The sequence below is a fragment of the Streptomyces pactum genome, from assembly GCF_016031615.1.
GTDB lineage: Bacteria > Actinomycetota > Actinomycetes > Streptomycetales > Streptomycetaceae > Streptomyces > Streptomyces pactus.
In genome coordinates this window covers 1,113,888-1,135,987 of the sequence record NZ_JACYXC010000001.1, presented here as the reverse complement: position 1 = coordinate 1,135,987, position 22,100 = coordinate 1,113,888, and the positions used below count along the sequence as shown (strand labels likewise).

Sequence of the window (22,100 nt, the reverse complement as noted above, 5' to 3'; positions counted from 1 at the left end):
TCACATCAGAACCGCCACTCCGCACACCACCAGCGCCACGGCGCACGCCGCCGCCACCCCGGCCGACCGCACGCCCAGTACGGCCGGGAGCGGTACGGCCAGGTGGCGCATCCGGCGGTGCGCCACCCCGAGGAAGACCAGCCACACCAGCACGATCAGCACCACCGCCGCCAGGGCGCCGGCCCCGGGCCCGTCCCGCAGCGCCTGGCGCAGCCCGAGCACCCCGACCACCGCGCAGGTGAGCGTGGTGCGCCGCCACGCCAGCCGGGTCCGCTCCGGCTGGAGCCCCGGGTCCCGGCCGGCCTCAGCCACGGCTCCGCCCCCGGCAGGTCCGGGCGGGGCAGGGGCCCGGACGGCGACGGTCCGGCGGGGCGCCCCGGGACGGCCGGCGGGGCACGCCGCACCCGGACCGGCGGCCGCCCGGCCGGCCGCCGGGGCTGCCCGGGGCGGCCGTCAACGGGCCCAGCCGGCGGCCTCGACCACCACCATCACCAGCGCCAGCAGCCCGACCGCCACGGCCAGCGCCGCCGGGAACCGGGAGGCGGGCAGGTCCTCCCCGCGCCGCATCGCCCGTTCGCAGCGCACCCAGTGGTTGACCGCCCGGACCGCGCACAGCGCGCCGCCCGCCAGCAGCACCAGCGCCATCGTCAGGCGCAGCGGACGGTCGGTGTCCGGCAGGAACTGGTCCACCGCGAACCCGCCGCCCACCAGCGCCAGGGCGGTGCGCAGCCAGGCGAGGAAGGTGCGTTCGTTGGCGAGCGAGAAGCGGTAGTCGGGGGTGTCCCCCTCCGCCCGGACCCGGGCGGGCGCGAACCACAGCCGCACCTGGCCGGCGGCCGAGGCCAGCCGGCCCCGGACGGTGCCGGCGGCGGACCGGAGGGGAGGGGACATGATCACGAGCCTACTCACCACCCCCGGCGCACGACGCGCCGTACCCCCGTCTGCCCGCACGCACCGCACCGGCGCGGGACCGCCCGTCCGGCGCCGTGCCGCAGGACCACGCGAGGACGCCCGTACGGCCGCACCGCGCCGCCGGCCCCGGTACCGGGCCGCGCCGGGCCCCGGGGACCGTCGGCCCGCGGTGGTGGACCACGCCGGGGGCGGGAGACCGCCGGGGCAGCCGGCCTCCGCACCCGGACCGCCCGTCCGGCGCCGTGCCGCAGGACCACGCGAGGACGCCCGTACGGCGCCGCGCCGCCACCGCCGGCCCCCGGTGGTGGATCACGCCGGGGGCGGGAGACCGCCGGTCGGCCCCGGACCGGCCGCCGCGGCCGGTGGTCAGCCCGTCGCGGGCCCGGCGGGCAGCGGCGGCAGGGCACCGCCGTGCAGGGCGAGCAGCCGCCGGTACGCGTCCAGGCCGTCCGGCACCCACTCCCACCCGGTGAGCCGCCGCTCCAGCTCCTCGGGGGTGAGGAAGGCGTGCCAGGCGACCTCCTCCCGCTGCGGGTTCACCGGCAGATCGCAGCGCACCTGGTAGACCGCGCTCCACCAGGCGTGCTCAGGTGTCTCGTAACGGAAGCGGAACAGCGGCTCGGGGGCGGGCAGCCCGGACACGCCCAGCTCCTCCTCCGCCTCGCGCAGCGCCGCCCGGTCGTAGGACTCGCCGGCGCCGACCACACCCCCGACGAACATGTCGTACCGAGAGGGGAAGACCAGCTTCCGCGCGGTCCGCCGGTGCACGAAGATCCGCCCCGCGCCGTCCCGCGCCAGCACGAACGCACAGCGGTGCCGCAGCCGGCGCGCCGTCGCCTCGCCGCGCGGCGCCCGGCCCACCACCCGGTCGTCCTCGTCCACGATGTCCAGCAGTTCGTCCGCCGCGAGGGGCCGCTCCGGTGTCATCCGGCCATCCAAGCAGAAGGCCGGCGGCGCACGACGGTTGACGCCTTACCAGCCGGTAGGCAGGATCACCCCCACACCCGGCGGTCGCACGACCGTGCGGTGCCCGGCGGGGCTCCGGCAGGACGGCAGGGGGACGGCAACCATGGCGTACGACGCGGACGTGATCGTGATCGGGGCGGGGCTCGCGGGACTCGCCGCCACCGCCGAACTCGCCGAGGCGGGACGGTCGGTGATCCTCCTCGACCAGGAGCCCGAACAGTCCCTCGGCGGCCAGGCGCACTGGTCCTTCGGCGGGCTCTTCCTGGTGGACTCGCCCGAGCAGCGCCGGCTGCGCATCCGCGACAGCCGCGAGCTGGCCTGGCAGGACTGGCTGGGCACGGCCGGCTTCGACCGGCCCGAGGACCACTGGCCGCGCCGCTGGGCCGAGGCGTACGTGGACTTCGCGGCCGGCGAGAAGCGGGCCTGGCTGCGCGCCCAGGGGCTGCGGCTCTTCCCGGTCGTCGGCTGGGCCGAACGCGGCGGGTACGAGGCCACCGGGCACGGCAACTCGGTGCCCCGCTTCCACATCACGTGGGGCACCGGGCCGGGCGTGGTGGCGCCGTTCGCCCGGCGGGTCCGGGCCGGGGTGGCGGCCGGCCGGGTCAGGCTGCGCTTCCGGCACCGGGTCACCGGCCTGTCCCGTACCGCCGGCGTCCTGGACACCGTCAGCGGGGAGGTCCTGGAACCCAGCGACGCCGCCCGGGGCACCCCCAGCAGCCGGGAGGTGACCGGCGCCTTCCAGCTGCGGGCCCAGGCGGTGATCGTCACCTCCGGCGGCATCGGCGGCAACCTCGACCTGGTCCGCGCCAACTGGCCGCAGCGACTGGGCACCCCGCCGGGCTCCATGGTCCGCGGGGTGCCGGCGCACGTGGACGGCGCGATGCTGGGCATCGCCGAGGCCGCGGGTGCCCGGCTGATCAACCGCGACCGGATGTGGCACTACACCGAGGGCGTCCGCAACTGGGACCCGATCTGGCCCGGGCACGGCATCCGCATCCTCTCCGGCCCGTCCCCGCTGTGGCTGGACGCGCGGGGCAACCGGCTCCCGGTGCCGCTCTTCCCCGGCTTCGACACCCTGGGCACTCTGGAGCACATCATGGGCACCGGGCACGACCACACCTGGTTCGTGCTCACCCGGAAGATGGTGGAGAAGGAGTTCACCCTCTCCGGCTCGGAGCAGAACCCCGACCTCACCGGCCGGCGCGTCCGCGACGTCCTGGGCCGGGCCCGTGGCGGCACCCCCGCGCCGATCCAGGCGTTCCTCGACCGCGGCGAGGACTTCATCGTCGAACGGACCCTGCCGGACCTGGTGCGCCGGATGAACCAGCTGGTCGGCGAGGCCCTGGTGGACGCCGACCGGCTGCACCGGGAGATCGTCGCCCGGGACCGCGCGATCGGCAACCCGTACACCAAGGACCTCCAGATCACCGCCGTGCGCGGGGCCCGCAGGTACCTGGGTGACCGGCTCATCCGCACCGCCGCGCCGCACCGCGTCCTCGACCCGTCGGCGGGTCCGCTGATCGCCGTGCGCCTGCACATCCTCACCCGCAAGACCCTCGGCGGCCTGGAGACGGACCTGTCCTCCCGGGTGCTCACCGAGGGCGGCGAGCCGCTGCCCGGCCTCTACGCGGCGGGCGAGGCCGCCGGGTTCGGCGGCGGCGGGGTGCACGGCTACCGCTCGCTGGAGGGCACCTTCCTCGGCGGGTGCATCTTCTCCGGCCGCACCGCGGGAGCGGGCCGCGGCCGCGGCCGTCGGCTGACCACGGGAGGCCCGGGCCGGGGAGTGGGGGGCGGGGCCGAGCGCGTCGGGGGCCGCGGGTGCGTAACGGGGGCCGCTCGAACCGGTTTCGTACGGGCGCGGGCCGGGGCCCCCTACGGACGGGGGCCGCGTGTACCGCCCGCCGGCGGCCCGGCGCGGGTGACCCGGCGAACCGGCGGCCCGGCGTGGGTGACCCGGCGAACCGGCCCTCCGGCCTGCGGGCCCGGCCGGTGGCCCGGTTCCGGCGGCCCGGCCCGTCCCCGGGGTGGCGCGCCCGGGGGCAGTCCTCCAGCGCCGGTCAGTCCTCCAGCGCCGCCCGCACCCGGCGGGAGACGGTGAACGCGTACAGGTCCAGCACCCCCGGCGGTTCGGCCAGGCCCGGCCCGCCGGCGTGTATCCACGCCGCGATGTCCGCCAGCGCCTCGTCGTCGTTGACCAGCCCCAGCCAGACCGGTCGGCCGCCGGCCGCCCGGCCCGCGGCGGAGGGCTGCACCACCATCACATTGGCCTGGTCGCACACGTCCAGGCAGTCCGAGGCGCGCACCTGGGCGGCGCGGCCCAGCGCGGCGCGGAGCCGGGGGAGCTGCCCGGCGTGGTCGACGCCGGGTATCTTCCGCGGATCGCCGCAGCAGCAGCCGCGGCACACGGTCACCCGGCAGGGCGTGGAGGAGTCGCTGGTCACCGCCCGATCCTAGAGGGCCGCCCGGCGCCTGCGGCGGCGGGTCCGCCCCGGACACCGGCGCGGGCACCACTTCCGGACGGGGTTCCGCCTCCGGGTTCTGTTCGCCGGCCGGGGCGGTGGGGGCCGGCCGGCCGCCGGAGGGCAACCCCGGCCACCGCCCCGCGGTGTGCCGCGCCCGGGTGTGCCAGGAGGGCGGGACCAGGAGGGCGAGCGGTGCGGTGCCGGAGCGTGGCGGCCCGGCCCGGTGGCGCGCCGGGAGGTGGCGGACGACGGACGACCGGGCCGCCGGGGTGGGTACCGGCGGCCCGGGCCGCGACCGGGGTCCGCCGCACGGGACGGACGGACCCCGGGAAGCCGCGGCGGCGCGACCGCCGGTCAGCTCACTTGTTGATGCAGACGTTCCCGAACGTCGGGTTGAACGCCGCGAGGATGTTGATGCTGTTGCCGCAGATGTTCAGCGGAATGTCGATGGGGACCTGGACGACATTCCCGCTCAGCACACCGGGGGAGCCGAAGGCCACGGCCGAGGCGTAGGCGCCGTAACCGCCGCCGTAACCGCCGTAACCCTCCTCGCGGTGGCCGCCGTAACCTTCCTCGCGGTGGCCGCCACCCTCCTTCTTGCCCTCCTCCTTCTTGCCGCCCTGCTTCTTGCCACCCTGCTTGTGGGACTTGCCCTGCGACTTCCCGTGGTTGCCGCCCTGGTGGCTGTGGTGACCCTTCTGACCGTGGTGGCCGTGGTCACCGTGCGCCTGGGCGACTCCGGCACCACCGGCGACGAGCAGGCATCCGGCGGCGGTGATACCCGCGGCCCTGACAATGCGGTTCATCGTCAGTTCCTTTCCTGTTGCGAATGGGGCAATTTACTCAACGAGCCGAAACGACCCGGGGTGCTCATGATCACCCGATGGCATCATTCGCCGGAGCCGACAGTTCCGTTCTCCGGAAGAGGAAGACTCGAATGGCCCAGAAAGGTAAGAGGAAATTCACGGCGCGGCCCTGGGTGACGGTGGTCACCGCTCTGCTGGCCGTCCTCCCGCCGGCCGCCTGTTCCGCCGGAGGCGCCGAACCGCCGGGCCCCGGGGACGCGTTGTGGGTCGATCCGGAAAGCCGGGCCGCCCGTGAGGTCCGCCGGTACGAGGCGCAGGGCCGGGACACCGACGCGGAGCTGCTGAGCCGGATCGCCGACGAGCCGGTGGCCGAGTGGATCGGCCAGGCCCCCCGGGAGCGGGCCCGCGCCGTCACCGTCCGCGCCGCCCGGGACGGCAGGGTCCCGGTGCTGGTCGCCTACCACATCCCGTACCGGGACTGCGGGAACCACTCCGCGGGCGGCGCGCGGGGCCCGGACGACTACCGGGTGTGGATCCGGGAACTGGCGGCCGGGATCGGCCACCGGCCGGCGATCGTGGTGCTGGAACCGGACGCGGTGGCCCAGGTGGTGGACGGGTGCGTACCGGCCGCGATGCGCGACGAACGGCTGGCGATGCTCAAGGACGCGGTGCTCACCCTCTCCCGGCTGCCCGCCACCCGGGTCTACCTGGACGCCGGGAACGCCGGCTGGATCCAGGACGTGCGGGCGCTGGTGGCGGCGCTGCGCCGCGGTGGCGTCGGGTACGCCGACGGCTTCGCGCTCAACGTGTCCAACTTCCAGCCCACCGCCGCCACCCGCCGGTACGGGCACCGGCTCGCCCGGGCGCTGGGCGGCGCGCACTTCGTGATCGACACCAGCCGCAACGGCAACGGCCCGGTGACGGTGGCCCGGGGCGCCGCCGGGAAGCCGGGGACCGGCGGCCACGAAGGGCACTGGTGCAACCCGTCCGGCCGCGCGCTGGGTGAGCCGCCCACCACCCGCACGGGCGATCCGCTGGTGGACGCGTATCTGTGGGTCAAGCGGCCCGGGGAGTCGGACGGCACCTGCAACGGCGGCCCCCCGGCCGGCGCCTGGTGGCGGGAGTACGCCCTGGAGCTGGCCCGCAACAGCGACGCCCGGTCCGGCGGCCGCCCCCGCTGACCGCCGGCACCGGGGACCGGAGACCGGGGTCCGCCGACCGCCGGTGGCGACCCGCGCCGGCGGGGCCGGTGGCGGGACGCGCCGTGCCCGGCGGGTTCGCATCCCGGCAGCCGCATCCGGCCGCCCGCATCCGGCCCGTCAGCTGGTGCACACCGGGTTCTGTCCGGTCTCCGCGGCCGCCTCCGCCGGCCCGGCCGGGCGCGGGGCGCGCCCCGTCCCGTCCGCCGGGCCGTCCGCCGGTCCGGCTGCCGCCTCCGCCGGGCCGTCCGCGGCCGTCGCCACCGCGGCGGTCTCCCGGAGCGGCCCGCCCGCCCGGTCCTGCACCGCCCCGGCCCGGTCCTGCGGCGTCCCGGACGGGGCCGGGGCGGTGTCCCCCGCGGCCCGGGCGGGCGGCAGCTCCGGGGTGGCCGGTGGCCGCGGCCGGGCCGTCCGGAGCCGTTCGGCGTGCCAGACCGCGACCGGGCACAGGCTCAGCACCAGGGCCAGCGACGCCCATCCCAGCATCGCCGCGTGGGTGTGGTCCATGATCAGCGAGGCGACGATCGAGCCGCCGAAGACCACCGCCCACACCAGGTGGATGCGGAACGTGGCGAGCCGGTCGGGGCTGGCGGAGTCGCCCTTGGGCGTCACCACGAAGCGGCTCTTGCGGCGCAGCACCGCGTCACCGAGCGACTTGGCGTAGATGGGGGCGGAGAGCGCGGACAGCAGCATCCCGGCCGCGCCCGAGGACCCCTCCGGCTCGTGCGGACTGACGTTGTGCCGCCGGTTCCACACGTACAGGCCGATCTGGAGCGCCGCCGCGTCGCCGTAGAGCATCAGCCACACCTCGGGCGAGATGTGCACCCCGGCGGCGCCGACCACGAGGAAGAGCATGCAGGAGACGGCCGAGAGCACCCAGTTCAGCGCGGTCATCGGGTAGTAGGCGACCATCAGCCCGTAATTGAGGAACTTTCCCGGCGGCAGCTGCCACGCCCCCCGCCAGAACTGCTTGAGCACCGTCTCGTAGGTGCCCCGGGACCAGCGCAGCTGCTGGGTGAAGAAATCCGTCCAGGCACTGGGCCCCTCGCCGACGGCGAGCACGTCGGGGGTGTAGACCGACACCCATTTCCGCCCGGTCGCCGGATTGCGATGGCGATGGAGCTCGAATCCGGTCGCCATGTCCTCGGTGATGGAGTCGTAGAGTCCGCCGATACTGCGAATGGCGGCCACCCGAACGGCGTTGTTGGTGCCGACGAACATCGCTCCGCCATAAGCGTTACCGGCGCGCTGGATGAGGGCGTGGAAGAGGAATTGCTGGCTCTCCGCGGCCTTGGTGACCGGCGTGTCGTAATTTCCGTAGACCTGCGGTCCCACCACGAACGCCACATCCGGGTCCCGGAAGTAACCGAGCATGCGCTCCAGAAAGTTCGGCAGCGGGATGTGGTCGGTGTCCACGCAGGCCATGAACTCGTACGAGTCGCCGTGCGCGTCCAGCCAGGCGTTGTAGTTGCCGTGCTTGGTCCGGGCGCGGAACGGCCCGCTCGGCTGGTTCCACCTCACCACCCCCTTGCGGGAGAAGTGGTGGACGCCCAGCCGCGCGCACAGTTCCTTGACCTCGTCGTCGTCCCCCTCGTCCAGCAGCCAGACGTCCAGCTCGCCGTCGTGCCGCAGCCGCATCGCCCCCTCCAGGGTGGCCCGGACCATCTCCAGCGGCTCCTTGCCCGGGACGAAGCTGGTCAGGAAGGCCACCCGGGTGCCCGGTTCGGCGGTCACCGGCACCGGGTCGCACGCCCGCAGGGTGGCGTGCGCGTTGGAGACGACGGTGAACAGGCGGAACGATTCGATGAGCGCGATCGACACCAGCATGACCACGTCGCAGGCCCGTTCCCAGCCGGCCACCCCGTCCCGGTGCACCCAGTGCTCCGGCTGGAGCAGCCAGACCAGCAGGACCGCCGAGCACAGCGGCGCGGCACACAGCAGCAGGGTGGCGCGGATCCGGTGCGGCTGCTGGGCCAGCAGATTGCGGTACCTCACCCGGTGGACGCCGTCCGGCCCCGGTCGCGGTTCGGTCAGCGGACCGGCCAGCCGGCTGTAGCGCTCGTAGTCGTAGCCGCGCCCGGCTCTCCCCGAGGCCTCCTCGACCGATTCGTTGACAGAGCTCGGCGACGTCATCTGGGCCACTCCCGCAAGGCTGTGGGGTCCGGTCTCACGGGGCGCTCATCCGGACGGCGGACATTCATCAGGTGATCGCCCAAGATGTGAAGGTAACAATCAAACCGGCATAAATGTGTAAAGCGGTCATATGGCGCGTCCTATGGGTCTCCGGCGTCCGCGCTCCGCCCTGCGTCCGCGCTCCGCCCTGCGTCCGCGCTCCGCCCTGCGTCCGCGCTCCGCCCGTGCGGTACCGGCCCCCGCGACCTGCCCGGTCCCGCACCGCACCCGGTACGAGGGCGGGTGCACCGCAGGCGCGCCGGGGCGGCGAGGGAAGGGGCGCCCGGCCGCCGCCCCGGCAGGCGCCCCGTCCGCCGACCGGGCCGGTCGGAGCCGCCGGGAAGGCACCGTCCGGGCGGGCGCCCTCCGGGGGGCGCGGCCGACCCGGGGCGCGCCGGCGCACCCGCCGGCTTGGTGTCGCGGCCCGGCGGCGAGCCCGCTCGCGCCCCGATCGTGGACCGGCCCCCGCGTCCGGGTCGCGCGCCCCGCGTGCCGGCCGGACGGTCAGCCGGCGATCCGCCGGTCCGCCGCGCTGATCGGCACGTCGTTGATCGAGGCGTACCGGCGGGCCATCAGCCCGTTCGCGGCGAACTCCCAGTTCTCGTTGCCGTAGGAGCGGAACCACCGGCCCCGGTCGTCGTGCCACTCGTACTCGAACCGCACCGCGATCCGGTCGTCGCCGTACGCCCACAGCTCCTTGCGCAGCCGGTAATCCAGTTCCCGGGCCCACTTCTCGCGCAGGAACGCCACGATGGCCGCCCGCCCGGTGAGGAACACGTCGCGGTTGCGCCACTCGGAGTCCTCCGTGTAGGCCGCCGCCACCCGCTCGGGGTCCCGGGTGTTCCACGCGGCCTCGGCGGCACGGACCTTCTGCTCGGCGGTGTGCGCGGTGAACGGCGGCAGCGGCGGCCGGATGCCCGCCTCGTCCCCGGTGGCCGTCCCGGTGCCGGTCCGCTCGGTCATGATGCCTCCCCAGATCGGGAGAACGGTCGTTCTCCACTGATCGCGTAGCCTAGGAGAACGATGGTTCTCCGGCAAGGCGGGGCGAGGCGAGAGGTGACATGGAGACGGCGGAACTGACCACACGGGTGCTGGACGCCGCGGAGGCGCTGTTCTACCGGCGCGGGGTGCAGAGCGTGGGCATGGACGCCGTCCGCGGCGCCGCCCAGGTGTCGCTCAAGCGCCTCTACCAGCTCTTCCCGTCCAAGGAGGCGCTGGTGAGGGCGTATCTGTTGCGGCGCGACGAGCGCTGGCGGGCCGACCTGGCCCGGCACGTCGAGCGCCGGCCCGCGGGCACCGGGCGGGTGCTGGCGGTCTTCGACCGGCTGGACGTCTGGTTCCGGGAACCGGACTTCCGCGGCTGCGCCTTCATCAACTCCTTCGGCGAGCTGGGCGCCACCAGCGAGCCGGTGGCCGAGGCCGCCCGCGCCCACCAGCGGGCCGTCCGGGCGTATCTGGAGCACCTGGTCACCGAGGCGGGGCTGCCCGCCGCCGTGGCCGCCCCGCTGTTCCTGCTGGTGCAGGGGGCCATCACCGCCGCCGCGGTCGGCGGCGGCCCGGAGCCCGCCCGCCAGGCCGAGGAGGCCGCCCGTACCCTGCTCGCCGCCGCGGCGGCCGGTGGTCCGCCGCCGACCGCGGCGGACCACCGGCCGGTCGCGGAGCCGGCCGGCCACGATCGACCGGCTGACCGGCTGACCGGCTGACCGGCTGAATGGGTGACCGGCTGACCGGGTGGCCCGGCCTGGGCACGCCGGAGCCCGGCAGGCCCGGCCGGGCACGCCGGAGCCCGGCCGCCCCCCGTGGGGACGACCGGGCTCCGGTGGTGGTGCGGTGCGTCAGCAGGCCCCGAGGTCCTGCCAGACGCCCGATCCGCTGCCGGGCTGCTCGCCCTGCGTCCACCAGCGCGCCTTCCAGCTGTGGTTGGACCAGGAGACGGTGGAACCGCCGGTGTAGACGGCCGTCGGGCTCCAGGCCGGAGCGGTGCAGGTGCCCGGGTCGGGCGGGGTGGTGCCACCGCCGTCACCCGGCTTGACGACCTTGGCGCCCCGGGTGAAGTCCCCGGCGAGCCCGTAGGTCTTGCCGCCCGTGGTCACCGTCCAGTTCGACGGGGTGGACACCGGCATGTAGTAGACGAAGTCGATGTCCGTCGAGGCGCCGGGGGCCAGCGACTGCCAGGCCGGGAGCTTCACCGAGACGCGGTGGTAGTCGCCCTTCAGGCCGCCGACGTTGTTCGCGGCCGTGTGGTCGCTGCGGATCACCTTCAGGCCCCAGCCGGACTGGTCCTTGGCGTTGCCGGGCGCGGAGGTGGCGTAGTCGAACTGGAACTCCGTACCGCCGGGCAGGGTGGCCCCGCTGTTGTTCGTGATGCGCAGCTTGGGGCTGATCGGGTAGTTGGAGTCGCCGAGCGGGAACTCCCGGAAGCTGACGTCGACGTCCACGACCTCCTGCGGGAGGTCGGTGGTGGCGCGCTTGGCGCCGTACGCCGGGGCCGACTTGAACGCCTCGTACATGGTGGTGGTCAGCGTCTGGCCGGGCTCGTACTGCCCCTTGCCGGCGTTCCACGCGTAGTCGCCCGCCAGCTCCCACACCATGGTGCCGCCCAGGCCCTTGTCCACGACGTACTTGGCCTTGGCCGCCACCGACTGCTCGTCCTCGGTGGACAGGAACACCTTCTTCTCGGCGTTCCACAGCCACGGTGCGACCAGCGTGGAGTTGTACTTGCGGGTGTAGGTGCCGGTCAGCTTGGTGCCGGCCGGGAACCCGTAGTCGTCCAGGTAGTCGCCGACGACGCCCTTCTCCAGGTTCTTGGCGTGCCACATCGGGTTGGAGCCGGCCGGCGACTCCTTGCCGTTGTCGTCCTTGTCGTGCCACAGGTTGTCGATGCCCACGGCGCCGTCACCGCAACTGGTCAGCCCGGAGCCGGCCGGACAGATGGACGCCTTGGCGGTGCCCCACAGGCCGTCGGTGCCGCCGGTGACGTTCTTCCAGCCGCGGGTGTAGTACGGCAGCCCGAGGTTGATCCGCCCGGCGGGCATCGAACCGCGGAAGTAGTGGTAGGCCCAGTCGCCGTTGAGGTAGCCGATGCCGCCGTACTGGGCGGTGGTGTAGACGCCCGCCTTGGCCAGCTCGCCGTCCTTGCCGTCGTCGTACAGCGCGGCGTTGGGGCCGACGTGCTCGTTCCAGGCGCCGTGCAGGTCGTAGGACATGATGTTGACGTAGTCCAGGTACTTCGTGGTCTGGTACGTCTCCATGCCGCGCAGCAGGTAGCCGGAGGACGGCGCCGCCACCGAGAGCAGGTAGTGCTTGCCGTCCGCCGCGCCCGCCCGGTCCAGCTTCTCCCGCAGCGTCTTCATCAGGGCGTCGTAGCCCTTGTTCAGGCCGGCCCGGCGGGCGTTGGCGATCTTCCAGTCCAGCGGGTTGCCGGCGTCCTTCATCGACGTGGGGTACTCGTAGTCGATGTCCACGCCGTTGAAGCCGTACTGCCGGATGAAGGAGACCGCGGAGTCGGCGAAGGTGTTGATGCCGGCCTGGTTGACCGAGCCGTCGGCGTTGGTGGCCATCGAGTAGAAGCCGCCGGAGTCCACCCGCTTGCCGCTGTCGTCGAAGTAGCCGCCGGTCTCGGCCCAGCCGCCCACCGAGATCAGCGTCTTGACGTTCGGGTGCTGCTTCTTGAACTTGTTCAGCAGGTTGAAGTGCCCCTTGTAGGGCAGTGCCGGGTCCATCTCGGCACCCGCCACGCCGGGCCAGGTCATCCCGGTGGCCGGGTTGTCCGCACCGCCGCCGACGGAGAGCTTGTTGGCCCCGTCCACGTGCGCGAAGGCGTAGTTGATGTGGGTGACCTTGTCCCAGGGGATGTCGGACGCGAGGTAGGCGGGCGTGCCGTCCTTGCCGGTCCGCCAGCCGGTGAAGTAGCCGATGACCCGGCGCTGGTGGTCGGCGCCCATCATCTCGCGGCCCTCGGTGTCGTAGACCGAGCAGTAGGGGACGTCCACGCCGGGCGTGGTGTACAGCCCGTCGGGGCGGCACGCGGACTGGTCCGTGGCCTGGGTCCCGGTGGACGAGGCCGTCGCGGGAAGGGTGGCGAGCATCAGCCCCGCCACGGCGGCCGAGACCGCGGCGAGGGCGGCTCTCGTTCTGGTGCGGGAGAGCGACACGAAGGGGCCTCCTGGGAGGTGAACGGTGAACCCGTGGGGGAGGGGGGAAGCGGGCCGGCGCGGCGCCGGACCGCGGTGTCCGACCCTGCGCCAGATCCCGCGCGGTGCGCGGAAATCGTGCCCAGACAGTAGGAGGACTAGACCATTGCGTCAATAGGTATGGACCAATGTGAGGGAGCTGGGGCTCCCGTGGGCGGCGGGACTGATGTGCCGCCTCCGCAGGTGGGGGCGGGGTGACGGCCCCCTCCCCGGCCCCCCGGCCCCGCGGGAGGACCCCGTCGCGTCGTCACCCCCCGCCGCGAGCGCCCGGCCGCCGGCCGCTGCCGTGTCCCGCGCCTGCGCGCGGGTGCGTCCCCCGGCCCGCGGGCCGGCAGGCATCCGCCCCCGTTCGTCCCCGCCGTCTCGGCCCCCCTCGCGGGCAGGCGTCCGCCCGCGCCCGCCCGGCCGCCTCAGGCCCTCGCGGGGTCGGTGATCCAGCGGGCGGCGAGGAGGCCCGAACCGGCGGTGAGGACCGCGGCGGCGACGATCGTGACGCGCAGGCCCAGGGTGTCGGCGAGGAGTCCGGCGGCCAGGGCGCCGGCGGCGTAGCCGATGACGCGCCAGAACCGGTACGTGCCCAGGGCGTTGGCGCGCCAGGCGGGGTGGGCGTGGTCGGGGACGGAGGCGATGAGGGCGGGGTGGACCAGGGCGGTCCCGGCTCCCAGGGCGACGGCGGACAGGACGCCGACGAGCAGGGGCGTGTCCAGCAGGGCCGCCGCGAGGACGAGGCCGGCGGACTGGACGAGCATGCCGGTGACGACGAGGGGCCTGCGGCCGATGCGGTCGGCGAGGTGTCCGGCGGGTATCTGGCCGATCCCCCAGAGGATGGGGTACAGCCCCTTGACGACCCCGACCGTGGCGAGCCCGAGGCCGTGCTCGGTGAACAGCAGTGGGAAGACGCCCCAGGTCAGGCCGTCGTTGAGGTTGTTGACCAGGCCGGCCTGGGCGGCGCCGCGCAGGGAGCGGTCGCGCCAGGACGTGCGGACGAACGCCGCCGCCGGACCGATGGTCCCGCCGTCCGGCCCCGGCGCGGGGTGCCGGGCGAGTTCCAGCGCCACGTGCGCGGCGGTGTCGCGTACCGCGAGGGTCAGAGCGAGGCCGGCGACGATGAAGACCGCGCCGATGAGCTCCGGGACCGGGCGCAGCCCGTGGGTGCCGGCCTAACCGGTGAGCAGCGCGGTGCCGCCGACGGCGGTGTAACCGGCGGCCTCGTTGAGCCCGGTGGCGAGCCCCCGCCGGGCGGGCCCCACGAGGTCGATCTTCATGTTGACCGTCATCGACCAGGTCAGCCCCTGGTTGACGCCGAGCAGGACGTTGGCCGCCACGATCCACCCCCAGGAGGGCGCCCAGACCAGGTCGAAAGGGACGGGCACGCCGAGGAGCCAGCCGGCGAGGAGCAGCCGTTCGCGGCGGAACCGGGCGGTCAGGGCGCCGGCCGCCACGTTGGTCAGCGCCTTGCTGATGTCGAACGCCGCGATGAACGAGAAGACCGCCAGGTCGCTGGTGAGGCCGAAGATCTCGGTGCCGATGAGCGGCACGGTGGTGCGCTCCAGGCCCACCAGGCCGCCCACGGCCACGTTGACGACGACGAGCAGGGAGAACTGGAGCCGGTTCTCCCGCAGCCCCAGGCGCACCGGGCGGCGGGTGCCGGAGACCGGCGCGGTGGTCGCGGGTGTGGTGCGCACGGATGGACGTCCTCCCCGTGAGAGGCGGAAGCGGAGGCGGGGTGCCGGGGGTGCCAAGGCGCCGCGCGGGGGCTCGCTCGTCGGCCCGGGCGCGGTGCCCCGCGAACCGGCCTGGCGGCCCGCCCGGGTGCGTCTGCGCACTTCACCATACCCCCACCCGTATATCGGGGATACGCGTCCCGGTGCGAGTCAGGATACCTGGGGGGGTATTTGACTCCGGCGGGGTCGGCGCTCTACGGTCGAGAACGTGGATACCTCGGGGGGTATCGAACGGGGCAGGGCCACCCGAGTTGCGGGACGGACCGGAACGCCCCCGCGGAGGCCCCGGCGCTCCGCCACCGGCCTCCGTCGGTCCGGCGGGCCCCCGTCCGTTCGGATGCCGGAGCGCCCGGCCCGCCGAGGTGGCCCTGGGCCGGCGGGCCCCGCATCCGGCTCCGGCCGGCGCACGGCGGTCTCCCGCACCCCCGGCCGGCCCGCCCCCGGTGCGAGGTCCGCCCCGCACACCCGCGCCCACCCCCCGGTGCGCGCTCGTCAGGAAGGGATTGCCGTGTTCTTCACCCAGTACTACCTCGACTGCCTCTCCCAGGCCTCGTACATGATCGGCGACGAGACCACGGAGCAGGCGGTGGTCGTCGATCCGCGCCGGGACGTGTCCGAGTACCTGGCCGACGCCCGCACCCACGGCCTGACGGTGACCGGCGTCATCAACACCCACTTCCACGCCGACTTCGTCGCCGGACACCTGGAGATGGCGGACCGGACCGGGGCCTGGATCGGCTACGGCCGGCGCGCCCGGACCGAGTACCCGATCCGCAAGCTCGCCGAGGGGGAGCGGATCGCCCTGGGGGACGTCACCCTGGAGATCATGGAGACGCCCGGGCACACCCCGGAGTCGATCAGCGTCCTGGTGTACGAACGGGCCGACGACGCGGTGCCGTACGGTGTGCTCACCGGCGACGCCCTCTTCATCGGCGACGTCGGCCGCCCGGACCTGCTCGCCTCCGCCGGTGTCACCGCCGAGGAACTGGGCGCGATGCTCCACGACAGCGTCCAGCGCAAGCTGATGGGCCTCCCCGACGAGGTGCGGGTCTTCCCCGCCCACGGCGCCGGCTCCGCCTGCGGCAAGAACCTCTCCACCGAGAAGCGGTCCACCATCGGCGAACAGCGCGCCACCAACTACGCCTGCGCCCCGATGAGCCGCGAGCAGTTCGTCGCGCTGGTCACCGCCGGTCAGTCCGCCGCCCCCGGCTACTTCGCCTACGACGCCGAGCTGAACCGCAAGGACCGGCCCCGCTACGACGCGACGGAGGCACCCCGGCCGCTGACGCTCACCCGGTTCGCCGAGCTGCGGGCCGCCGGAGCGGTGGTGGTGGACGCCCGCGACCCGCAGGAGTTCGCCGCCGGCCACCTGCGCGGCGCGGTGAACGTCCCCGCCGACGGGCGCTTCGCCGAGCAGGCCGGGACCGTCCTCGATCCGGCGTCCGAACTCCTGGTCATGGCGCCGCAGAACCGGGAGGAGGAGATCGTCACCCGCCTCGCCCGGATCGGCTTCGACCGTGTCGCGGGCTACCTGCGCAACCCCGAGGACGCCCTGGAGCAGCTCCCCGGCGAGGTCACCCGGGCGAGCCGGCTGACCGCCGCACAGCTCCGGGCCGCCCTCGCGGGGGACAACCCGCCCGTGGTGGTGGACCTGCGGACCTGCGGCGAGCGCGAGGCGAACGGATTCATCGACGGGGCCCGCCACATCCCGCTGAGCGAGCTGCCCGCCCGCGCGGACGAACTGCCCGCCGACCGGCCCCTCGTCCTGTACTGCGCCGGCGGTCACCGCTCCTCCATCGGGGCGAGCCTGCTGCGCAGCCGCGGCGTCGCCGACGTCTCCGACATCCTGGGCGGCTACGCCGCCTGGGCCCTGGCGCACGGGGCGGACGCCGCCGCCGGCTGACCGGCGCACGACCGCCCGGCCCGTCCCGGGGCCTTTGCCCCGCACGCCCGGGGCCCTCGCCCACGGCCACCCCTCCCGGGCCCCGCGCCCACCGCCGGGCCCAACCGCGACCCGCATATACCCCCCGGGGTATGTGACCGAAAGAGAACGGAAACCCCATGAGCACCACCCCCGCCCCCCTCCCGCTCCCTCACCCCCGCGGTGCTGCACCGCCTCCTCCGGGAAGGGCGCGCGCCGCGCCTGCTCGACGTGCGCACCCCCGCCGAGTTCCGCACCGCGCACATACCGGGCTCGTACAACGTCCCCCTGGCCACCCTCTCCGAGCACCGGGCGGAGCTGCGCGACCACCTCGACGAGGACGTGGTCCTGATCTGCCGCTCCGGGGCGCGCGCCGCCCAGGCCGGGCAGGCCCTGGCCGGGGCCGGGCTGCCCGGGCTCCGCGTCCTGGACGGGGGCATGGTCGCCTGGGAGGAGGCCGGAGCGCCGGTGAACCGCGGCCCCGAGCGCTGGGACATGGAGCGCCAGGTGCGGCTCGTCGCCGGCTCCGTGGTGCTGGCCAGCGGCCTGGTCGGCGTCCTCGTGCCGGGCGTCCACCTGATCGGTACGGCGGTCGGCGCCGGCCTGACGTACGCGGCGCTCAGCAACACCTGTGCCATGGGCGTGCTGCTGTCGAAGCTGCCCTACAACCGCGGTCCCCGCCCGGACATCCGCACGGTGATCGCGGAGCTGCGGAGCACCCGGTGACCGCCCTGCTGATCGCCGCCTCCCTGCTCGTCGGCGTCAGTCTGGGCGTGCTCGGGGGCGGCGGCTCGATCCTGACCGTGCCGATCCTGGTCTACCTGGCCGGGCAGGACACCAAGGAGGCCATCGCCACCTCGCTCCTGGTGGTCGGCGTCACCGGTCTGGCCGCCCTGGTCCCGCACGCCCGGGCCCGCCGGGTGCGCTGGCGGACCGGCCTGCTGTTCGGCGCGTTCAGCATGGCCGGCGCCTACGGCGGCGGCCGGCTCGCGGAGTACCTGCCCGGCACGCTGCTGCTGGTCGCGTTCGCCCTGATGATGCTCGCCACGGCGGTCGCGATGCTGCGCGGACCGCGGGGCGGCCGGGAGCGGGCGCGGTCCGCGCCCGCCGAACTGCCCCTGAAGCACATCGCGGTGGAGGGGCTCGTGGTCGGCGCGGTCACCGGGCTCGTCGGCTCCGGCGGGGGCTTCCTCGTCGTCCCGGCCCTGGCGATCCTGGGCGGGCTGCCGATGGGCATCGCGGTCGGCACCTCGCTGCTGGTCATCGCGATGAAATCCTTCGCCGGCCTCGCCGGACACCTGGCCGGGGTGGAGATCGACTGGCGCCTCGCGCTCACCGTCACGGCCGCCGCGGTGGCCGGCAGCCTGGTCGGCGGCCGGCTCGCGGGCCGTATCCCCCAGGACGCGCTCCGCACCGCGTTCGGCTGGTTCGTCGTCGTCTTGGGCGTCTTCGTCCTGGCGCAGCAGCTCGACACCGCGGTGTGGGCCCACCCGGCCACCTGGGCGGTGCTCGCCGCCGTGCCGGCGGCCGTGATCGCCGCCCGGCGGCGGGCCGCGCACCGGAGGTCCGCGCCGGCGTCCACGGGCCCCGCGGCAGCCTCCGGGGGTCCGCCGGTGCCGGGGGAGCGGCACCGGGAGCGCGCGGCGAAGTCCTGATTTATACCCCTTGGGGTATTGTTGTCGCCGGGGGGACGAAGGAGGGTTCCCATGCAGGTGGACGACGAAGCGGTACGGCCGGTGCTGAACCGGCTGCGACGGGCCCAGGGCCAGCTGGCCGCGGTGATCGCCATGATCGAGGCGGGCCGGGACTGCAAGGACGTCGTCACCCAGCTCGCCGCGGTCTCCCGCGCCCTGGACCGGGCCGGCTTCAAGATCCTGGCGAGCGGCATGCGCCAGTGCCTCGCCGAGAGCCCGGCCGACGCCCCGCCGATGTCCGAGGAGGAGCTGGAGAAGCTCTTCCTGACCCTCGCCTGAACCGCCTCCGCCCGGCGCGTCCCGCCCCCGCCGGCCCTGCCGGCCGGTCCAACGGCGCGCCGGGCCGCCGCGCGTCGCGGCGGGCGCCCCGCCGTCCGGAGGTCCGCGTCGCGGCGGGCGCCCCGCCGTCCGGAGGTCGCCGGCCACGGGTCGCGCCGCCGCCCGCCCGGCCGCGAGTCGGCCACGCGGTGCGTTCCGCCCGGGCCGGCCGCTTCCGGGGAGCGCCGCGCCGGCCGCCCGTGCGGGGCCCTCCCGGGCCGCTGTCCGGAAACCCGCAGGGCGCCTCCGCCCGTGTGGTGCCGCCCACCGGCCGCGCCGGCAGGGCCCAACCTCCGGCCGGCCGCTTCCGAGGAACGCCGCGCCGCCGCCCGGCGGGCCCGGCCCCCGGCCGGCGCGCCACGTCCCGGAAAAGCAGAAAACCCCTGCTCAGCAGGGGTCTCATGGTGTCCGAGGGGGGACTTGAACCCCCACGCCCGATAAAGGGCACTAGCACCTCAAGCTAGCGCGTCTGCCATTCCGCCACCCGGACCAGGTGTCTGCCGGACCGCCCGTGGCCGTTCCGACGTGGAAAACCATAGCAAACATCCGGGGGTGCCCGATCACCCGGCCCGCGCCGCGGGGTGGCCGGATGTCGGGGGTGTGACGGCAGTATTACCGCCTTGGGCCGGACGGGAGAGCGGAGGAGTATGGCGGACGGACCCCGCCGTGCGGCGGCCCCGCGACCCGGGGGCGCCCACGGCAGCGAACGACGAGGAGGCAGTGTGAGCGAGTCGATGTCGGCCGCGACGGGCAGTGGCGCCGTCACCGGTGAGGACGAGGTCGTCGAGCTGTGCCGTGACCTGATCCGTATCGACACCAGCAACTACGGAGACCACTCGGGCCCCGGTGAGCGGGCGGCGGCGGAGTACATCGCCGAGAAGCTGGCCGAGGTCGGCCTGGAGCCGCAGATCTTCGAGTCCCACAAGGGCCGGGCCTCCACGGTGGCCCGGATCGAGGGGGAGGACCCGTCCCGGCCGGCGCTGCTGATCCACGGCCACACCGACGTGGTGCCGGCCAACGCGGACGACTGGACGCACCACCCCTTCTCCGGGGAGATCGCCGACGGCTGCGTGTGGGGCCGCGGCGCGGTCGACATGAAGGACATGGACGCGATGACCCTCGCGGTCGTCCGGGACCGCCTGCGCAGCGGCCGGAAGCCGCCGCGCGACATCGTGCTCGCCTTCCTCGCCGACGAGGAGGCCGGCGGCGTCTACGGCGCGCGGCACCTGGTGGACCGCCACCCCGACCTGTTCGAGGGCGTGACCGAGGCGATCGGCGAGGTGGGCGGCTTCTCCTTCACGGTCAACGAGAAGCTGCGGCTGTACCTGGTGGAGACCGCACAGAAGGGCATGCACTGGATGCGGCTGACCGTGGACGGCACCGCCGGCCACGGGTCGATGACCAACAACGACAACGCGATCACCGAGCTGAGCGAGGCGGTGGCGCGGCTGGGCCGGCACAAGTTCCCGGTCCGGGTGACGAAGACCGTACGGTCCTTCCTGGACGAGCTGTCCGACGCCCTGGGCACCCCGCTGGACCCGGAGAACATGGAGGAGACGCTCGCCAAGCTGGGCGGCATCGCCAAGATCATCGGCGCGACGCTGCAGAACACCGCGCAGCCCACCATGCTCGGCGCCGGCTACAAGGTGAACGTCATCCCCGGCCAGGCCACGGCGCACGTGGACGGACGGTTCCTCCCCGGCTACGAGGAGGAGTTCCTCGCCGACCTGGACCGGATCCTCGGCCCGCGGGTGCGCCGGGAGGACGTGCACGCCGACAAGGCGCTGGAGACCAGCTTCGACGGCTCCCTGGTGGAGGCGATGCAGACGGCGCTGAAGGCGGAGGACCCGATCGCGCGGGCGGTGCCGTACTGCCTCTCCGGCGGCACCGACGCCAAGTCCTTCGACGACCTGGGCATCCGCTGCTTCGGCTTCGCGCCGCTCAAGCTTCCCCCGGAGCTGGACTTCGCCGGGATGTTCCACGGCGTGGACGAGCGGGTGCCGGTGGACGGGCTCACCTTCGGCGTGCGGGTGCTCGACCGCTTCCTCGACAACTGCTGAACTCGTCACCCGTTTCCGGTGTTTCGCCGGAACGGGTGAAAGGAGGTTTGGTTTCGTAGCCTGCTTGGCCCCTCCTCGTTACAGGGGGTGCGGCCCGAGCGATCGGACCGCATTGCCAGCGAGGAGGATCAATGATCAGGAAGGTCGTCGCTGCCGCGACCGTCACCGGTGGCCTGGTGCTGGCCGGTGCGGGCACGGCCGTTGCCGACCCGGGAGCGAAGGCCGCCGCGGTGGGCTCGCCCGGCGTCGTCTCCGGCAACGTGGTCCAGGTGCCGGTGTACGTCCCGGTGAACGTCTGCGGTGACACGATCGACGTGATCGGACTGTTGAACCCCGCCTTCGGCAACGTCTGCAGCACCACGTGACGTCGCGTCACGGCTCCCAGGGAGTGATCCCTACGCGGTCCCGGAGTGCTCTCGGGCACTCCGGGACCGCTGGGTTGACGCACGGGCGCTCAGCCCGCGCGGATCTTCGATTTCGAGGCAAGGCAGGGAAACGGACCCCATGCGCAAGGTTGCGAGAAACAGTCTGATGACGGTCGCCGCGGCGGGCAGCGTGCTCGCCGCGACCGCCGGTTACGCGAGTGCGGCGGGCTCCGGCGCCCACGGCGGGGCCGTCGGCTCCCCGGGAGTCGCGTCCGGCAACTCCGTCCAGGTGCCGGTGCACATCCCGGTGAACGTCTGCGGGAACACCATCGACGTCCTCGGGCTGCTCAACTCCGCCGTCGGCAACACGTGCGTCAACGGCTCCGGTGGCAAGCACGCGGCCGGCCCCCAGCACGGCACGGGCGGCAAGCATGCCAAGGGCAAGCACGCCAAGAGCACCCCGGGCGACGCCACCCGCGGCGGCGGGCACGGCAACCAGGCCGGCGGCGCGCAGCACGGTGGTGCACAGGCCGGTGGCGGGCAGGGCGGTGGAGCGGTGGCCGACGGCCACGCCCACGGCTCGCCGGGTGTGCTCTCCGGCAACCAGGTGCAGGTGCCGGTCCACATCCCGCTGAACGTCTGCGGGAACACCATCGACATCATCGGCGTCGGCAACTCCGCGCTCGGGAACGACTGCGAGAACGACGCCGGCGAGCCGGTCCGGCAGCGTCCGGTGCAGCCGCCCAAGCACGCCAAGCCCAAGCCGCAGCAGCCGGAGCGCCACCAGCCCAAGCCGGCCGCCCCGCACGAGCAGGCCCCGGCGCCCGAGAAGATCAGCCACGTCGCGCGCACCCAGCCGGTGTCCGACCCGCAGGTCCACGCGGACGAGCCGCAGCTGGCGCAGACCGGTGCCGGAGCGCTGGACCTGCTGGCCCCGGCCAGCGCCGGCCTGCTGCTGGCGGGCGCCGTCCTGTACCGCCGCAGCCGGGTGCGCGGTCACTGACCCTGCCACCCGCCGGGAAACGGAGCGGGCCTCGCGATCGCGAGGCCCGTTTCTCGATTTTTCAGGTGGCATTCACCGGACGGTGGTATTCCACGGCCGGTGATTCACCAGGTGGCCCGCAGCTGGCGGATGATCCGGCGGCGGAGCCGCACCTTGCGGCTGCCGTCGGGGTTGAGTCGAAGTCGGTCCAACTCCCAGTGTCCGTACTCGGCATGGTCGGTCAGCAGGCGTGTGGCGGCCTTCCGGGAGACGCCCCGGGGCACGTACACATCGCAGAATTCGTATTCCGGCATCGCATCTATTGT

At 74.5% G+C, this 22,100-nt stretch carries 20 protein-coding genes, 1 tRNA gene and 1 pseudogene; 10 read left to right on the top strand and 12 right to left on the bottom strand.

What is annotated here, in order from left to right; genetic code table 11:
* The 3 genes from IHE55_RS04540 to IHE55_RS04530 form a co-directional block, all read right to left on the bottom strand.
* Positions 1-312, bottom strand: a complete 312-nt coding sequence (locus IHE55_RS04540) for a DUF202 domain-containing protein (protein WP_197987836.1) — start codon at positions 310-312, stop codon at positions 1-3.
* A gap of 141 nt (positions 313-453) precedes the next feature.
* Positions 454-891, bottom strand: a complete 438-nt coding sequence (locus tag IHE55_RS04535) for a YidH family protein (RefSeq protein ID WP_197987835.1) — start codon at positions 889-891, stop codon at positions 454-456.
* Between the two features lie 387 nt (positions 892-1,278).
* Positions 1,279-1,839, bottom strand: coding sequence for an NUDIX hydrolase (locus IHE55_RS04530; RefSeq protein ID WP_197987834.1), 561 nt, complete (start codon positions 1,837-1,839; stop codon positions 1,279-1,281).
* 142 nt (positions 1,840-1,981) lie between these two features.
* On the opposite strand from IHE55_RS04530, the pseudogene IHE55_RS04525 reads away from it, so the two are divergent.
* Positions 1,982-3,638 (top strand): annotated as a pseudogene (locus IHE55_RS04525) (FAD-binding dehydrogenase).
* A 297-nt stretch (positions 3,639-3,935) separates the two neighbouring features.
* Here the strand turns inward: IHE55_RS04525 and IHE55_RS04520 are convergent.
* Positions 3,936-4,319: a (2Fe-2S) ferredoxin domain-containing protein gene (locus IHE55_RS04520; protein ID WP_197987833.1), complete on the bottom strand. Its 384-nt coding sequence runs from the start codon at positions 4,317-4,319 to the stop codon at positions 3,936-3,938.
* A 380-nt stretch (positions 4,320-4,699) separates the two neighbouring features.
* Complete coding sequence (locus IHE55_RS30710) at positions 4,700-5,146, bottom strand: chaplin (protein ID WP_232265450.1); 447 nt, start codon at positions 5,144-5,146, stop codon at positions 4,700-4,702.
* Between the two features lie 131 nt (positions 5,147-5,277).
* On the opposite strand from IHE55_RS30710, the gene IHE55_RS04510 reads away from it, so the two are divergent.
* A complete protein-coding gene (locus IHE55_RS04510; protein WP_197987832.1) occupies positions 5,278-6,327 on the top strand; it encodes a glycoside hydrolase family 6 protein in 1,050 nt (349 codons plus the stop codon).
* A gap of 138 nt (positions 6,328-6,465) precedes the next feature.
* Here the strand turns inward: IHE55_RS04510 and IHE55_RS04505 are convergent, their stop codons facing one another.
* Both IHE55_RS04505 and IHE55_RS04500 read right to left on the bottom strand, forming a co-directional pair.
* Positions 6,466-8,478, bottom strand: a complete 2,013-nt coding sequence (locus tag IHE55_RS04505; protein WP_232265449.1) for a glycosyltransferase family 2 protein — start codon at positions 8,476-8,478, stop codon at positions 6,466-6,468.
* A 543-nt stretch (positions 8,479-9,021) separates the two neighbouring features.
* Positions 9,022-9,480, bottom strand: coding sequence for a nuclear transport factor 2 family protein (locus IHE55_RS04500; protein ID WP_197987831.1), 459 nt, complete (start codon positions 9,478-9,480; stop codon positions 9,022-9,024).
* A 98-nt stretch (positions 9,481-9,578) separates the two neighbouring features.
* Here IHE55_RS04500 and IHE55_RS04495 point away from each other — a divergent pair, with 98 nt between their 5' ends.
* Positions 9,579-10,220 carry a TetR/AcrR family transcriptional regulator gene (locus tag IHE55_RS04495; RefSeq protein WP_197987830.1) on the top strand — a complete coding sequence of 214 codons (642 nt, stop codon included), beginning with the start codon at positions 9,579-9,581 and terminating at the stop codon, positions 10,218-10,220.
* A 132-nt stretch (positions 10,221-10,352) separates the two neighbouring features.
* Here IHE55_RS04495 and IHE55_RS04490 read toward each other — a convergent pair whose 3' ends face one another.
* The 3 genes from IHE55_RS04490 to IHE55_RS30700 form a co-directional block, all read right to left on the bottom strand.
* Positions 10,353-12,605 (bottom strand): chitinase C-terminal domain-containing protein, encoded by a 2,253-nt coding sequence (locus tag IHE55_RS04490; RefSeq protein WP_197991779.1) that lies wholly within the window; start codon positions 12,603-12,605, stop codon positions 10,353-10,355.
* A 515-nt stretch (positions 12,606-13,120) separates the two neighbouring features.
* On the bottom strand, positions 13,121-13,768 hold the full coding sequence (locus tag IHE55_RS30705) for an MFS transporter (protein ID WP_307826511.1): 648 nt from the start codon (positions 13,766-13,768) through the stop codon (positions 13,121-13,123).
* Between the two features lie 102 nt (positions 13,769-13,870).
* Positions 13,871-14,395, bottom strand: coding sequence for an MFS transporter (locus IHE55_RS30700; RefSeq protein ID WP_307826510.1), 525 nt, complete (start codon positions 14,393-14,395; stop codon positions 13,871-13,873).
* A gap of 547 nt (positions 14,396-14,942) precedes the next feature.
* On the opposite strand from IHE55_RS30700, the gene IHE55_RS04480 reads away from it, so the two are divergent.
* The 4 genes from IHE55_RS04480 to IHE55_RS04465 all read left to right on the top strand — a co-directional run bounded on the left by IHE55_RS04480 (position 14,943) and on the right by IHE55_RS04465 (position 18,328).
* Positions 14,943-16,337: an MBL fold metallo-hydrolase gene (locus IHE55_RS04480; protein WP_197987829.1), complete on the top strand. Its 1,395-nt coding sequence runs from the start codon at positions 14,943-14,945 to the stop codon at positions 16,335-16,337.
* A 201-nt stretch (positions 16,338-16,538) separates the two neighbouring features.
* Complete coding sequence (locus IHE55_RS04475; protein ID WP_197987828.1) at positions 16,539-17,081, top strand: rhodanese-like domain-containing protein; 543 nt, start codon at positions 16,539-16,541, stop codon at positions 17,079-17,081.
* Positions 17,078-18,010, top strand: a complete 933-nt coding sequence (locus tag IHE55_RS04470; protein WP_197987827.1) for a sulfite exporter TauE/SafE family protein — start codon at positions 17,078-17,080, stop codon at positions 18,008-18,010. Before IHE55_RS04475 ends, IHE55_RS04470 begins: the two co-directional genes overlap by 4 nt.
* A 51-nt stretch (positions 18,011-18,061) precedes the next feature.
* The gene (locus tag IHE55_RS04465) at positions 18,062-18,328 is read left to right on the top strand and encodes a metal-sensitive transcriptional regulator (RefSeq protein ID WP_197987826.1); all 267 of its coding nucleotides are present in this window, start codon (positions 18,062-18,064) and stop codon (positions 18,326-18,328) included.
* 441 nt (positions 18,329-18,769) lie between these two features.
* Here the strand turns inward: IHE55_RS04465 and IHE55_RS04460 are convergent.
* Positions 18,770-18,857, bottom strand: a tRNA-Leu gene (locus tag IHE55_RS04460).
* A 232-nt stretch (positions 18,858-19,089) separates the two neighbouring features.
* On the opposite strand from IHE55_RS04460, the gene IHE55_RS04455 reads away from it, so the two are divergent.
* From IHE55_RS04455 to IHE55_RS04445, 3 genes are all read left to right on the top strand, one after another.
* Complete coding sequence (locus tag IHE55_RS04455) at positions 19,090-20,427, top strand: M20/M25/M40 family metallo-hydrolase (protein WP_197987825.1); 1,338 nt, start codon at positions 19,090-19,092, stop codon at positions 20,425-20,427.
* 131 nt (positions 20,428-20,558) lie between these two features.
* Positions 20,559-20,792, top strand: coding sequence for a chaplin (locus tag IHE55_RS04450; RefSeq protein WP_197987824.1), 234 nt, complete (start codon positions 20,559-20,561; stop codon positions 20,790-20,792).
* Between the two features lie 139 nt (positions 20,793-20,931).
* On the top strand, positions 20,932-21,795 hold the full coding sequence (locus tag IHE55_RS04445) for a chaplin (RefSeq protein ID WP_197987823.1): 864 nt from the start codon (positions 20,932-20,934) through the stop codon (positions 21,793-21,795).
* Positions 21,796-21,899: 104 nt separating this feature from the next.
* On the opposite strand, the gene IHE55_RS04440 is transcribed toward IHE55_RS04445, so the two are convergent.
* Positions 21,900-22,088: a DUF5703 family protein gene (locus tag IHE55_RS04440; RefSeq protein ID WP_006607658.1), complete on the bottom strand. Its 189-nt coding sequence runs from the start codon at positions 22,086-22,088 to the stop codon at positions 21,900-21,902.
* Positions 22,089-22,100: the final 12 nt, after the last annotated feature.